Origin of the sequence: Chromohalobacter marismortui (assembly GCF_004364315.1) — a bacterium.
Lineage (GTDB): Bacteria > Pseudomonadota > Gammaproteobacteria > Pseudomonadales > Halomonadaceae > Chromohalobacter > Chromohalobacter marismortui.
On record NZ_SOBR01000004.1, the window covers coordinates 270,541 to 283,491 of the forward strand.

Genomic DNA, 12,951 nt, shown 5'->3' on the forward strand with positions numbered 1-12,951 from the left:
GTGCCATGCCTTATCAGCGTACTGGCGGCGCGTACATCAAACCGCCTTCGGTCCACAAGGCATTGAGGCCGCGTTCGACATCCAGCGGTGAGTTCTTGCCCACGTTGTCGGCGAAGACTTCACCATAGTTACCGACATCCTTGACGATCTGGTAGGCCCAGTCGCTGGACAGTCCCAGTTGCTCGCCATAGCTGCCTTCGACACCCAGCAGACGCGCTACCTTGGGATTGGGCGGGTTGGCTTTCATCTCATCGACGTTTTCGCTGGTCACGCCCAACTCTTCGGCGTTGATCATCGCGAACAGCGTCCACTTGACGATGTCGAACCACTGATCGTCGCCCTGGCGCACCACGGGGCCCAGCGGCTCCTTGGAGATCAGCTCAGGCAGGATTTCGACACTGCCGGGATCGGGCAACTGCAGGCGCAATGCCGCCAGTTGCGAGGTATCCGAGGTCAGCACGTCACAGCGACCGCTTTCGAAGCCCTTGACCGTCTGGTCCGGGGTATCGAAGGTCACCGTACGGATATCGATATTGCGGGAGGGAAAATAATCGGCAAGGTTGAGCTCGTGGGTCGTGCCAGCCTGGATACAGATCGAAGCGCCGTCGAGCTGCTCGAGACTGTCGATGCCCAGCTCCTTGCTCAGCATGAAACCCTGACCGTCGTAGAAGGCCACGCCGGTGAAATTGAGCCCCAGCGAGTTGTCGCGCGTGGCTGTCCAAGTCGTGTTGCGCGAGAGCATGTCGATCTCACCCGACTGCAAGGCGGTGAAACGTTCCTTGGCGGTCAGCGGCGTGAAGGTCGTTTTGCTGGCATCGCCAAACACCGCAGCGGCAACGCCCCGGCAGATTTCCACATCCAGCCCTTGCCAGTGGCCGTCCTCGTCCGGCGCCGAGAAGCCGGTCAGGCCGACGTTGACGCCACAACTCAGATTGCCGCGCTCCTGGACGTCGTCGAGGGTCGCCGCCTGGGAGACGGTCGCGAAGCCACTGAGCAGCAGGGCAGCTGGGGCGGCTATCATGAACTTGTTCTTGTATAACATTCAAAAGCTCCTTGCGTTATTGTGGTGGCTTATACGAGAGCCACTATCCACATTAGCAAAGAGCTTGCCACTCCGACCAATATACCTAAGTCACGTACCTTTAACGCTTTTCACACGGTGCGTATCACCTCGACAGTGCACGACGCATGAACGGTGGCAGCGCCAATGCACCACGATGGGTCTCGACGCTGTAGTACTCGAGCGGAAATTCCACCGCAGCGGCATCTCGTTCTCGAAAGCGTGTCACGTCACTGCCCTTGCCGGCCAGCGTCACGCTCCACCACCCCGAGGGATAGACCGGCTGCGGAAACGGCAGCGTGGCAACGCTCTCGAAGCCGACGCGTTGCATATCGGCGCGTAGCTCGCGAATGATCGAGCCGGTGTGATAAAGCGGTGACTCGCTCTGTTGCACCAACACACCGCCATCGGCGAGCAAGCGGTGGCAGTGCCCCAGAAAGTCGGCCTCGAACAACCCTTCTGCCGGTCCCACGGGGTCGGTGGAGTCGATGATCATGACATCGACGCTGCCGGCCGGTGCGTTCTCGACCCACTTGACGCCATCCTCGAACTTGAGCGTAGCGCGCGGATCGTCGTTGGAGGCCGTCAACTCCGGGAAGAAGCGCTGCGAGGCTCGGGTGACTTCCTCGTCGATGTCGATCTGCACGACCTGCTCGACAGCGGGATGCTTGAGCACCTCACACAGCGTGCCGCAGTCGCCGCCACCGATGATCACCACGCGCTTGGGCGCAGCGTGAGAGAACAGCGCTGGATGCGCGATCATCTCGTGATAGAGGAAGTTGTCGCGCGTACTGAGCATCACGCAACCGTCGAGTACCATCAGGTTGCCGTAGGTTTCGGTGGCGTAGACCTCCAGATGCTGATAGGGGCTTTGTACCTCGTGCAGCTTGTCCTTGATCATGAGTGAAAAGGCACTGCCGTGGCTGTCGAACACTTCCGTGAACCAGCCCTGGTCGAGACGCTCGGTCATGGGAACCCCCGTAATCGCTATCGTCAAAGCCCCTGCGAGAGGCCGACATCACATGCATGAAAAGTGGCGCAACATAGCCTATCCGCGCGCGACAAGAAAGCGCCTGGGCAGCAACCAGTGACAAACTCTGACGGCGACAAGCGCCCCCAGCGTATTGGCCAGCGCATCGGCCCAATCGGCACCGCTTCGCCCCGGCACGCCCAGCTGCAGACCCTCGATGAGTACGCCATAGCCGATCGCCAGGCTAAGCGCCGTCACCACGCGCAAACCGCCCAAGCGCAAAAGTGCCGCCAGCCCCGCATAGGCAATGAAATGGTTGAGCTTGTCCCAGGGCAGCTCCTGAGGCATCTCTGAACCGGGGGTCAGGCTGCCCCAGGCGATCACGACGGCGCTGACACCCGCCAGCACAAGGCACGACCAGCGCAGATGTCGCAGGGAAACAGGCATGGCTCACACTCCTTGTGGCGGGTGTTCATGGTCGGCAGTGTGAGGGGCGGCGTTCACCAAGGCGAGCGGCAACCCCAGTCGCCGGCAGACCGACGCATCCAGACGTGTCACCCAGTGCCCCTCGACCTCGCGCGACCAGTCGGTGGCCGGTGCCAGCCGATGCCGCCGGCGACCGACGACATGATAGACACCGTCACGCCAGGCAGGCGGCAACCAGCGCAGTACCGCCAGGCCACGCCAGGGCCATCGCAACCCCTGGGCCAGACGCCACAACGCGGCACTGTCGCGATGCAGCTCGCCCTCGCGCACCAACCAGACGCTATCGAGCTGGCCGGGATCGGCACCGAAATGCCCGCCCAGGCGTCGGGCCGGCGTCTCGTGCAGGCTCGCCAGATAGACTGGCACCCGCGCGTGGCGCAGCACGAAATGCGCCGCACGCCGACACAGCGGGCACTCGGCGTCGAGCACGAGCAACATGGCGCGTTCAGCCATGATAACGCGGACTGAACTCATGCAGCGCCTCGATGAAGGCGGCGACATGATCGGGATCAGTAAATTGGCTGACACCGTGGCCCAGGTTGAAGATATGCCCCGGGCCGCTGCCGTAACTGGCCAGGATCCGCGCTACCTCATCGCGAATCGCCTGGGGCGAGGCGAAGAGCACATTGGGATCGAGGTTGCCCTGCAGCGCCACGCGATCGCCCACGCGGGACCGGGCGTCGCTCAGTTCCGTGGTCCAGTCCAGGCCCACGGCATCGGCGCCGCTGTCGGCGATGGTTTCCAGCCACTGGCCGCCCTGCTTGGTGAACAGGATCACCGGCACGTGGCGCCCCTCGTGCTCACGGATCAGCCCGTCGACGATGCGTGCCATGTAGGCCAGCGAAAATTCGCGATACGCGGGCGTCGACAGCACACCGCCCCAGGTATCGAAGATCTGCACGATCTGGGCCCCGGCGCGAATCTGCGCGTTGAGGTAATCGGTGACCGCCTGCGCCAGCTTGTCGAGCAATGCATGCATCGCCGCGGGGTCGCCGTACATCAATGCCTTGGCATGGCGGAAGTCCTTGCTCGAGCCGCCTTCGATCATATAGGTCGCCAGCGTCCAGGGGCTGCCTGAAAAACCGATCAACGGCACGCTGTCTGCCAGCTCGTGGCGGATGGTGCTGACCGCGTTCATCACATAATCGAGATCCCGCTCGGCATTCGGCACCTGCAAGGCGTCCACGGCCTCGGCACTGCGCACTGTCTTGCGAAACTTGGGGCCTTCGCCCGTTTCGAAGTACAGCCCCAGGTCCATGGCATCGGGAATCGTGAGGATGTCGGAAAATAGAATCGCCGCGTCGAGCGAGTAGCGGCGTAGCGGCTGCATGGTGACCTCGCACGCCAGCTCGGCGTTACGACACAGGTCCATGAAACTGCCGGCCTGGCCGCGCGTCTCCCGGTATTCGGGCAGATAACGCCCCGCTTGGCGCATCATCCACACCGGTGTGCGGTCTACCGGTTGGCGCGCCAGGGCACGCAGTAGGCGGTCGTTTTGCAATGGCATGGAAGCTCCAGTCGTCGGTTTTGCCCACCATTGTAACGAATGCCGCGCGCGACGACTTGATTCACGGTGACGCATCCCCATCTAGCATCGATATCTCGCCACACACGCGGGATGAGCCGCGCGCCACGGCCTGCTAGAATACTCGCCCCCGGACGCGTCCGCTTTCCGCACCGCCATGTGCTCCACCGAGGTTCATCGTGACGATTCGCTTCATCGCCGCCTCTCAACTGCCCACGCCATGGGCAACCTTCACCATGCACGGCTTCGAGGACGAAGCCACCGGCAAGGAACATATCGCCTTGACGCTGGGTGATGTCTCGACATCCGAGCCCGTGCTGGGGCGCGTGCACTCGGAATGCCTGACGGGGGATGCCCTGTTCTCGATGCGCTGTGACTGCGGCTATCAATTGCAGGAAGCCCTCAAGCGCATCGCCGACGAAGGGCGCGGCGTGTTGCTCTACTTGCGTCAGGAAGGCCGTGGCATCGGCTTGCTCAACAAGATCCGCGCCTACCATCTCCAGGATCAGGGCTACGACACCGTGGAAGCCAACGAGCATCTCGGCTTCGGCGCCGACATGCGCCGCTACGATCTGTGCGTCCCCATGCTCGATCACCTGGGCGTGCAAGCGCTCAAATTGATGACCAACAATCCGCGCAAGGTAGACGCCCTGACCCGCGATGGCGTGCGTGTCGCCGAGCGTCTGGCCATCACCGCGGGACGCAACCCCCACAATGAGCAGTACCTGGCCACCAAGGTCGGCAAGCTCGGACACATGATGTCGCTGGACGACTTTTCGCCTCCCCGCAAGGGCGACCGGGAACGCTGACGCTGCCATCTAACGAACTGTACTGATGCGCATGATGTCTGAATGTCGGCGCGTCGTATCATGTTCAGGAGTTTGCCATGTCACACGAGTCTCCGCCCGTTTCACCCGAACAAGACGCGCCTTTTTCCGGCCTCGAAGAAGCGCTGCATAGCATCAGCCATGGCATCGGAGCCGTGCTCAGCCTCGTCGGCATGGTGGTACTCATCGTGGCAGCCAGCTTGGCGACTGACGTCGACCCCTGGAAGATCGTCAGCATCAGCCTCTACGGCGTGTGCCTACTATTGCTGTACACGGCTTCGACGCTCTATCACGGCGTGCGCAGCGCGCGCCTCAAGCGCCTTTTCCAGGTGTTGGACCACTGCGCGATCTATCTGCTGATCGCGGGCACCTATACGCCGTTTTTGCTGGTCAACCTGCGCGGCCCCTTGGGCTGGACGCTGTTCGCGGCGATCTGGAGCCTGGCGCTGGGCGGTATCGCGCTCAAGATCGTCTGGCCGCATCGCTGGGGCATGCTACGCGTTGTTATCTATCTGCTGATGGGCTGGATGATCGTGCTGGCTGCCGGCGAACTCGACGCCCGCCTCAATGCCCCCGGCCTGGCGCTGCTCGTCGCCGGCGGTATCACCTACACGCTGGGCGTGGTGTTCTACGCGATCCGCGCCATCCCCTTCCACCATGCCATCTGGCATTTGTTCGTTCTCGGTGGCAGTGTGTGCCACTACTTCGCCGTCTACACCGCCGTGTTGCCGTTTCAGGCCTAGCACGCCGCGTCGACGCTCTGCCAGGAAATGCGCATGTTCCGCTGGTTCGAAAACCGTCTCGATCCCTTCCCGTCACAGGAGCCACAACGCCCGCCGGATACGCTGATCGCTTTCTGCCTCCACTACACCCGCGGTGCCTGGCCGTATCTGATCGTCGCCACAGTGCTGATGGCCCTGATCGCTGGCATCGAGGTGTGGATGTTCGGCTTTCTCGGCAACATCGTCGACTGGCTGGCGGCGCAGGATCGCGAAACGTTTCTGGCCAATCAGGGCTGGAAACTGGCCGGCATGGCCTTCGTCGTGCTGATCCTGCTGCCCGGTCTGGTGTGGCTGCACTCGCTGTTCCAGCAGCAGACAATGATGGGCAACTTCCCCATGCGCATCCGCTGGCAGGCCCACCGCTATCTGCTGCGCCAGTCGATGCATTTCTATCAGGACGAATTCGCCGGACGCATCGCCACCAAGGTGATGCAGACGGCGCTGGCCGTGCGCGAATGCGTGATCAAGCTGTTCGACGTGCTCAACTACGTCATTGTCTACTTTCTAGGGACGCTGTTGCTGGTGGGTAATGCCGACTGGCGATTGGCGATGCCGCTGGTGGCGTGGCTGGCCGGCTACCTGGTACTGCTGCGAATCTTCGTGCCGATCATGGGCCGGGTGTCGAAATCCCAGGCCGACGCCCGTTCGCGCATGACCGGGCGCATCGTCGACAGCTACAGCAACATCCAGACCGTCAAGCTCTTCTCCCACGCCCAGCGGGAAGCCTCGTTCGCCAAGGAAGGCATGCACGGCTTCCTGCTCACCGTGTATCGCCAGATGCGGCTGGTGACCGGACTCTACGGGCTGCTCTATCTGCTCAATGCGCTTCTGCTGTTCAGCGTCGGCTGGCTGTCCATCGCGCTGTGGCTGGGAGAAGCGATCAGCGTGGGCGCGGTCGCCGTGGCGCTGGGGCTGGTGATGCGGCTATGGGGCATGTCGCAGTGGATCATGTGGGAAGTCTCCGCGCTGTTCGAGAATATCGGCACGGTGCAGGACGGCATGGCGACGCTGTCGCTGCCGCGCCAGATCGAGGATGTGCCCGATGCCAGGCCACTCGCCATCGATCGTGGGGAGATCGCGTTCGAGCATATCCGCTTCCACTACGGCAAGGGCAGCGGCGTGATCGACGATCTCTCGCTACACATTCGTCCCGGCGAAAAGATCGGGTTGATCGGCCCGAGCGGGGCCGGCAAGTCGACCCTGGTCAATCTGCTGTTGCGCTTTTTCGAGCTGGAAGGCGGCGCGATCCGCATCGATGGCCAGAACATCGCCGACATCACCCAGGAAAGCCTGCGCGCCAACATCGGCATGGTGACGCAGGATACCTCGCTGCTGCATCGCTCGGTGCGCGACAACCTGCTCTACGGCCGCCCGGATGCCAGCGACGAGATGGCCTGGCAGGCGGCTCAGCAGGCCCATGTCGCGGACTTCATCGAGTCGCTGCGCGACGTCCACGGTCGCGAAGGGTTCGAATCCCATGTCGGCGAGCGCGGCGTCAAGCTCTCCGGCGGCCAGCGCCAACGCCTCGCCATCGCCCGGGTGATGCTCAAGGATGCCCCGATCCTGATCCTCGACGAGGCCACCTCGGCGCTGGACTCCGACGTCGAGGCGGCGATCCAGGAGAACCTGGACCAGCTGATGCAAGGCAAGACGGTGATCGCTATCGCCCACCGGCTCTCCACCATCGCCGCCATGGACCGATTGGTGGTCATGGAGGGCGGACGCATCGTCGAGCAGGGCAGCCACGCCGAATTGATTCGCCAGAACGGTCTCTATGCGCGGCTGTGGCGGCGTCAGTCAGGGGGCTTTCTGGAAAGCGAGGCCACCCCGACCGAGGCGCCCTGAGCCTGCATTTGCCTTTCGACGCTGGAAGCCGTTCTGCCAATAGCACCATGCCACTTATTGATCATTCGCGAACATTTACTTGTTGAGACAAGTACATAGCGAATGATCTCTGCGTTTTAGCTCACAGATCCATGCTAAAGAGTTGACATCGCCTAGTCGGTGTTACTTTAATAGCACAACACTGTGACTCTAATAACAAAACGACAAGCCACATGCTGGCGTATGCCGTTCCCTGTATAACAATCCACAATCGAATGCCATCAGGATGCTGATATGACCGCTATCATGAGCCTGGTAGGGATGGCGACGCTGATCCTTATCGCTGTGCTGTTTTCCTCCAATCGCAGGTCGATTCGGTTGCGCACGGTGGGCGGCGCCTTCGCCATCCAAGCCGCCATCGGCGCCTTCGTACTCTATATTCCTTTCGGACAAGCCGTCCTGGCCACGATCTCGGAGGGCGTCAGCCAAGTCATCGTCTATGCCAACGACGGCATCGACTTCCTGTTCGGCGGCCTCGCCAATCCCGACAAGGTCGGGTTCGTCTTCGCGTTCAAAGTGCTGCCGGTCATCATCTTCTTCTCGTCATTGATCGCCGTGCTCTATCACTTGAAGATCATGCAGTGGGTCATCCGCCTGCTGGGTGGCGCACTCCAGCGCGTGCTGGGCACCTCACGCAGCGAGTCGATGTCGGCCACGGCGAACATCTTCGTAGGCCAGACCGAAGCGCCCCTGGTGGTGCGTCCCTTCATCGCGTCCATGACGCGCTCCGAGCTATTTGCGGTGATGTGTGGTGGACTGGCCTCGGTCGCGGGTTCGGTGCTCGCCGGTTACGCGAGCCTGGGCATCCCGATGGAATACCTGATCGCGGCGTCCTTCATGGCGGCACCGGGCGGCTTGCTCTTCGCCAAACTGTTGATGCCGGAAACCGAAACGCCCGATGACAGCATCTCCCGCGCCGAAGAGAAGATCGAGGAAGACGACAAGCCCGCCAACGTGCTCGATGCCGCCGCCACCGGCGCCACCTCGGGCATGATGCTGGCGGCCAACGTCGGCGCCATGCTGCTGGCGTTCATCGGCCTGATTGCGCTGCTCAACGGCATTCTCGGCGGCGTCGGTGGCTGGTTCGGCATGGAATCGCTGAGCCTGGAGATGATCCTTGGCTGGCTCTTCGCGCCGCTGGCCTTCCTGCTGGGCATTCCCTGGAGCGAAGCCACGCTGGCCGGTTCGTTCATCGGCCAGAAGATCGTCGTCAACGAGTTCGTCGCCTTCATCAACCTGGCGCCGTATATCTCCGGTGAAACTGTCGTGGCCGCCACCGGCGAAGTCATGTCCAAGCACACCGCCGCCGTGTTGTCCTTCGCGCTTTGCGGCTTCGCCAACCTGTCCTCGATCGCCATTCTCCTCGGTGGGCTGGGTCTCATGGCCCCCAACCGCCGGCAGGAAATCGCCCGCTACGGCCTCAAGGCCGTACTCGCCGGGACGCTTTCCAACCTGATGTCGGCCACCATCGCCGGGTTCTTCATCAGCTTGGCATGACGCTGTCGGCGCCTCACCAAGGCGTCGTCAGGCATCCCGCGCCGGATCCGCCACCGGGCCTGGTGCATCTTTCGACCGCAACGCAACAATCATAAAGATGGGAACCACGACCATGACAAAGACGACAACAAGCAAGTGGCTCGGCGCCACGTTCCTGGCCACCACCGTCTGCAGCAGTCCTGCCCTGGCCGCGGATTACTCGGGCGGCATTCATGAAAACGACAACCTCTGGTTGACCTTCAACCTGATGCATAGTGAGGACAATCGCCTGCCATTCCGCAATGCGCAGGATACCTATGTGGAAATGGAATTCGGTGGGCGCTCGGGCATCGTCGACCTTTACGGTTATGTCGACATGTTCGATGCCCTGGACAGCAGCAACAGTGATCAGCACGGCGGCGACAACGTGTTCATCAAGCTCGCGCCGCGTTTCTCGCTGGACGCCATGACCGGCCGCGACCTTTCCGTCGGCCCGGTCAAGGAGTGGTATATCGCCACCGTCACGACGATCGGCGACAACGGCCCCGGCGGCGGCCTCTGGGAGCACTACGTCGGCCTGGGCTCGGACGTGCAAGTGCCCTGGTTCGGCGAGATCGGCCTCAACCTCACCGCACGCTACGTGCGTGAGAATTATGGCGGCCCGGATGAGAGTTCATGGGACGGTTTCATGGCCTCCACCAACTGGTTCAAGCCGTTCTACACCTTCTCCAATGGCAGCTATTTCTCCTACCAGGGGTATATCGACTATAAATTCGGCGCGGATACCGTCGCCGAACAGGCAGGGCGCAGCAGCAATAGCCTGGAATGGTTCAACGGCCTGTATTACCACACCGACCGCTTTGCCATCGGCTATGGCTTGAAGCTCTACAACAACATGGCCTTCTATCGCGACGACACCGATGCCTCCGGCGTCCGTCAGGACACCTCAGGCCCCGGTCATTACTTCAGCATCAACTACAAGTTCTGACCCGTCAGCGTGTCCGCCACCTCGGCGGGCACGCAATCCCACCGCCAATACCGCACCACACGTAGAGACGTCCACCACGTCTGCCGGTGACCCAGGATATCGATGTGGCAGATCCCCGCTTACCAACCGGCGGGCGCCCCAAGATGACGGTTGTTGTCGGAAAGAATCTCCAACCAGCTACGCTCGTCATCGGCTTGATCGGCAGCGCGATCATTCGCATTGACGGCACGCTGGCTGTCGGCCATGGCAACGCTCATGCCGGAATAACGGAAGGCATCGTTATCGAAGGTCCGTGACGCCGAGGCGTCCGCCACCTGCGAGTTAACTTGAAGCGGCTCGTGATTGACGGCAGCGGCCTGTTGGGAAGCCGTACTGGCTTGGGCGGCCAGCGGCAGGGCGGCGGCCAGTAATGCGATAGCAGTGATTGAACGTGCCATGGTGAATGCCTCCTTGTCGTGAGTGAACACGGCACATTCTATTAGCTCGCTAAATATTATCCTACTACAGTCTTGCTATCGCAGTTATAGCTTTTGACTATCGCATGGATAGAAAACATCATGACTCAAGCGAGTAGCTTGAGTCCCACCACCCCCAAGACAATCAGGGCGGTAAAGGCGATTCGCAGGGGATGGCGTGACTCGCCCCAATACCTCATTCCCAGCACAGTGCCGAAGACGGTCCCGATGCCGGTGAAGACGGCATAGGCGATGCCCAGATCGATATCGCGCATGGCCAGGGCCAGGAACCCGAGCGACGTGCCGAATCCCAGCGTCATGAGCAAGCCGCCGGCAAGCGCCCGGCCTCGACTCACGCGCGCGAAACCGACGACCCCGACCACCTCGAACATGCCCGCGCCCAACAGGGCCAACCAGTGCCAGGTCATGACGACACTCCTTTCCGTGAGGCACCGGCATGGGAGGCCGACGTCTGCGTGGCAGACTTGCCGCTGAATTGATGCAGGCCGATGACCCCCACCAGGATCACGCCGATGCAGGCCAGCGCGGGCCAGGAAAAGCGGGTCCCGAACAGCCAGGCATCGGCCACCACCGTGCCTGCCGCCCCCAGGCCGACGAAGACCGTGTACACCGTACTGACTGGCAGAAAGCGCACGGCACGCACCGCCAGCAGCAAGCTCATGGCGGCCACGATCACGGTCGCCAACCACTCGAGCGGACTGCTGGCGAGTTTCAAGCCCGTCGCCCAACCGACTTCGGCCAACGCCGCCAGCGGTAAAATCAACCAACGCATCGTCATCATTGCCTCCTTGATCGCCGACGCCTCCCGTCTTCCGAAGGTAACGTCGGTAGGCGTCACGCAGCTAACTAACGGTCGTTAGTATAGAGTTTGCGTCATGACTTGGCAATCGCGTACCGGAGCCGCGATCATGTGAACCTTCACGCAGGCTCAGGGACTTTTCGTGCATACCCGAGACAAACTCAAACAAACCGCCCTCGCCCTGTTCGCCCAACATGGCTACGAAGGCACGTCGCTTGCGCAGATCGCCGCCGAAACGGGCATCAAGAAGCCCTCGATCTACAACCATTTTCCCAATAAGGCGGCGCTGTTCCTGGCGATCTTCGAAGAGGTCGAAAGCGGTATCGTCACGCTCATCGACGATAGCCTGACACGCTCCCACGACTTGCCCACGCGTGAACGCCTCGAGCGGCTCATTCGCTCGTGTGCCACCTTCATCCGCCGCGAGCATCAGGGCGTGTTCTACAAGCGCTACCTGCTCTTTCCGCCCACGGACGTCGCCACCCAAGTCGCCGCCATCTCGAATGACAACGAGCGCCGCATCAACGCCCATCTGCACGTACTCTTCGAAGATGGCCGCCAAGCGGGTGAGCTACGCGCACTGCCCGAAGGACAGTTCATCGCTGCCTTCTACTGCCTGATGGACGGCCTGTTCGCCGAGAACTTCTACTACGATGCCGATACGTTCGAACGACGTCTGGAGGGCGCCTGGGCGGTTTTCTGGGCAGGTCTGGAGGCCTGAGCGGCACTGTAATAGGCGATCAAGCAGGCCAGGCACGCGCCGCCATGCGCCGGATGAACGCCGCCGTTTCCTTGGGCCGCGTGATCGGCAGCATATGCCCCGCCTCGCGCTCCACATGAACGAGCATATCGGGCCGCTGCCGCTGCAGCGTCTCGATATGCAGCGCCGGCTCGAGGATGCGGTCGTGCGCGCCGAACATGACGCCCAGCGGTACGCCGAGCGTCGCATAGCGGGTCACCTGCCGAGGGAGTTCGTGCTCGAGCATGGCCAGGTCGGTAGAGGCCGCATGGAAGGCCTGGGGCCGCAGCGCGAGGATACCGCCGCCGCGCAGGGCGTAATCTGAAGGCACCGCCTCCGGCGCGAACACCTGCGCCAACGCCTGTCGAGAGGTCATTCGCGTCAAGGGAATGGCCAGCGTCTCGGCCATCCAGCGCCGCCAGCGTGGCGAGCGAATCGCCAATAGCCGCATCGCCGGCGGCACATCCGATACCGGCGCCACCAATGGGGCGAGCAACGCCAACCCCGCGATCTCCTCGGGATAGTCCAGCGCCAGCGTCAAGGCCACCGCACCGCCCATCGAATGCCCCACCACCAGCGGCCGCTCGACGCCCAGCGCCCGCCAGGCTTCATGCAGGACGTGCGCCTGACAAGGCAAGCGGGCACGCGCATTGTCGGTGGCATCGGAGTAGCCCGACCCCGGCCGGTCGAAGGCAATGACGCGATAGTCGTCACGCAACGCCTCGATCAGGGCATAGGTGAAGTGCTGCAATTGACCGCCCAGGCCATGAATCAGCACCAGCGGCGGTCCGCTCCCCGCCTCGACGTAATGCAAGCGTCCCCTTGAAGTGTCGATGAAGGCGCCTCGCGGCGGCAAGCGCGCTTCGGCGTCGCGAGCCAGAGCACGTGTCATGCGCCGTAGCCCGAGGAGACAAGCCACGACAAGCAGTGAGCCGCAAA

General features: G+C 62.3%; 15 protein-coding genes. 6 read left to right on the forward strand and 9 right to left on the reverse strand.

The genetic code is table 11. The annotated features are described in order from the left end of the window. Window positions 1-13: 13 nt before the first annotated feature. The 5 genes from C8E00_RS10565 to hemE form a co-directional block, all read right to left on the reverse strand. Entirely contained in the window at window positions 14-1,042 is a 1,029-nt protein-coding gene (locus C8E00_RS10565; protein ID WP_133697466.1) for an amino acid ABC transporter substrate-binding protein, read from the reverse strand. 124 nt (window positions 1,043-1,166) lie between these two features. Continuing rightward, a complete protein-coding gene (gene speE, locus C8E00_RS10570) occupies window positions 1,167-2,030 on the reverse strand; it encodes a polyamine aminopropyltransferase (protein WP_133697467.1) in 864 nt (287 codons plus the stop codon). A 78-nt stretch (window positions 2,031-2,108) separates the two neighbouring features. Further along, on the reverse strand, window positions 2,109-2,477 hold the full coding sequence (locus C8E00_RS10575; protein WP_133697468.1) for a VanZ family protein: 369 nt from the start codon (window positions 2,475-2,477) through the stop codon (window positions 2,109-2,111). A gap of 3 nt (window positions 2,478-2,480) precedes the next feature. Then, a complete protein-coding gene (locus C8E00_RS10580; RefSeq protein WP_208291914.1) occupies window positions 2,481-2,969 on the reverse strand; it encodes a thiol-disulfide oxidoreductase DCC family protein in 489 nt (162 codons plus the stop codon). Then, window positions 2,962-4,023, reverse strand: coding sequence for a uroporphyrinogen decarboxylase (gene hemE / locus C8E00_RS10585; RefSeq protein ID WP_133697470.1), 1,062 nt, complete (start codon window positions 4,021-4,023; stop codon window positions 2,962-2,964). The genes C8E00_RS10580 and hemE overlap by 8 nt, the downstream gene beginning before the upstream one ends. Window positions 4,024-4,220: 197 nt before the next feature. Here hemE and ribA point away from each other — a divergent pair, with 197 nt between their 5' ends. The 5 genes from ribA to C8E00_RS10610 all read left to right on the forward strand — a co-directional run bounded on the left by ribA (window position 4,221) and on the right by C8E00_RS10610 (window position 9,998). Next, the gene (gene ribA, locus C8E00_RS10590) at window positions 4,221-4,850 is read left to right on the forward strand and encodes a GTP cyclohydrolase II (protein ID WP_133697471.1); all 630 of its coding nucleotides are present in this window, start codon (window positions 4,221-4,223) and stop codon (window positions 4,848-4,850) included. Window positions 4,851-4,927: 77 nt separating this feature from the next. Beyond that, window positions 4,928-5,611, forward strand: coding sequence for a PAQR family membrane homeostasis protein TrhA (gene trhA / locus C8E00_RS10595; RefSeq protein ID WP_133697472.1), 684 nt, complete (start codon window positions 4,928-4,930; stop codon window positions 5,609-5,611). 33 nt (window positions 5,612-5,644) lie between these two features. Further along, window positions 5,645-7,495, forward strand: a complete 1,851-nt coding sequence (locus C8E00_RS10600) for an ABC transporter ATP-binding protein (protein WP_133697473.1) — start codon at window positions 5,645-5,647, stop codon at window positions 7,493-7,495. Between the two features lie 273 nt (window positions 7,496-7,768). After that, a complete protein-coding gene (locus tag C8E00_RS10605) occupies window positions 7,769-9,031 on the forward strand; it encodes a NupC/NupG family nucleoside CNT transporter (protein ID WP_133697474.1) in 1,263 nt (420 codons plus the stop codon). A 112-nt stretch (window positions 9,032-9,143) separates the two neighbouring features. Further along, window positions 9,144-9,998, forward strand: a complete 855-nt coding sequence (locus tag C8E00_RS10610) for an outer membrane protein OmpK (RefSeq protein ID WP_166638301.1) — start codon at window positions 9,144-9,146, stop codon at window positions 9,996-9,998. A 119-nt stretch (window positions 9,999-10,117) separates the two neighbouring features. Here C8E00_RS10610 and C8E00_RS10615 read toward each other — a convergent pair whose 3' ends face one another. From C8E00_RS10615 to C8E00_RS10625, 3 genes are all read right to left on the reverse strand, one after another. Then, entirely contained in the window at window positions 10,118-10,435 is a 318-nt protein-coding gene (locus tag C8E00_RS10615) for a hypothetical protein (protein WP_133697476.1), read from the reverse strand. 125 nt (window positions 10,436-10,560) lie between these two features. Further along, on the reverse strand, window positions 10,561-10,881 hold the full coding sequence (locus tag C8E00_RS10620; protein ID WP_133697477.1) for a DMT family transporter: 321 nt from the start codon (window positions 10,879-10,881) through the stop codon (window positions 10,561-10,563). Continuing rightward, window positions 10,878-11,252 carry a DMT family transporter gene (locus C8E00_RS10625; RefSeq protein WP_243833166.1) on the reverse strand — a complete coding sequence of 125 codons (375 nt, stop codon included), beginning with the start codon at window positions 11,250-11,252 and terminating at the stop codon, window positions 10,878-10,880. The genes C8E00_RS10620 and C8E00_RS10625 overlap by 4 nt, the downstream gene beginning before the upstream one ends. 163 nt (window positions 11,253-11,415) lie before the next feature. Between C8E00_RS10625 and C8E00_RS10630 the strand changes: the two genes are divergently transcribed. Beyond that, window positions 11,416-11,994: a TetR/AcrR family transcriptional regulator gene (locus C8E00_RS10630; RefSeq protein ID WP_133697478.1), complete on the forward strand. Its 579-nt coding sequence runs from the start codon at window positions 11,416-11,418 to the stop codon at window positions 11,992-11,994. 19 nt (window positions 11,995-12,013) lie between these two features. Here C8E00_RS10630 and C8E00_RS10635 read toward each other — a convergent pair whose 3' ends face one another. Beyond that, entirely contained in the window at window positions 12,014-12,904 is an 891-nt protein-coding gene (locus C8E00_RS10635; protein ID WP_166638302.1) for an alpha/beta fold hydrolase, read from the reverse strand. Window positions 12,905-12,951 lie beyond the last annotated feature (47 nt).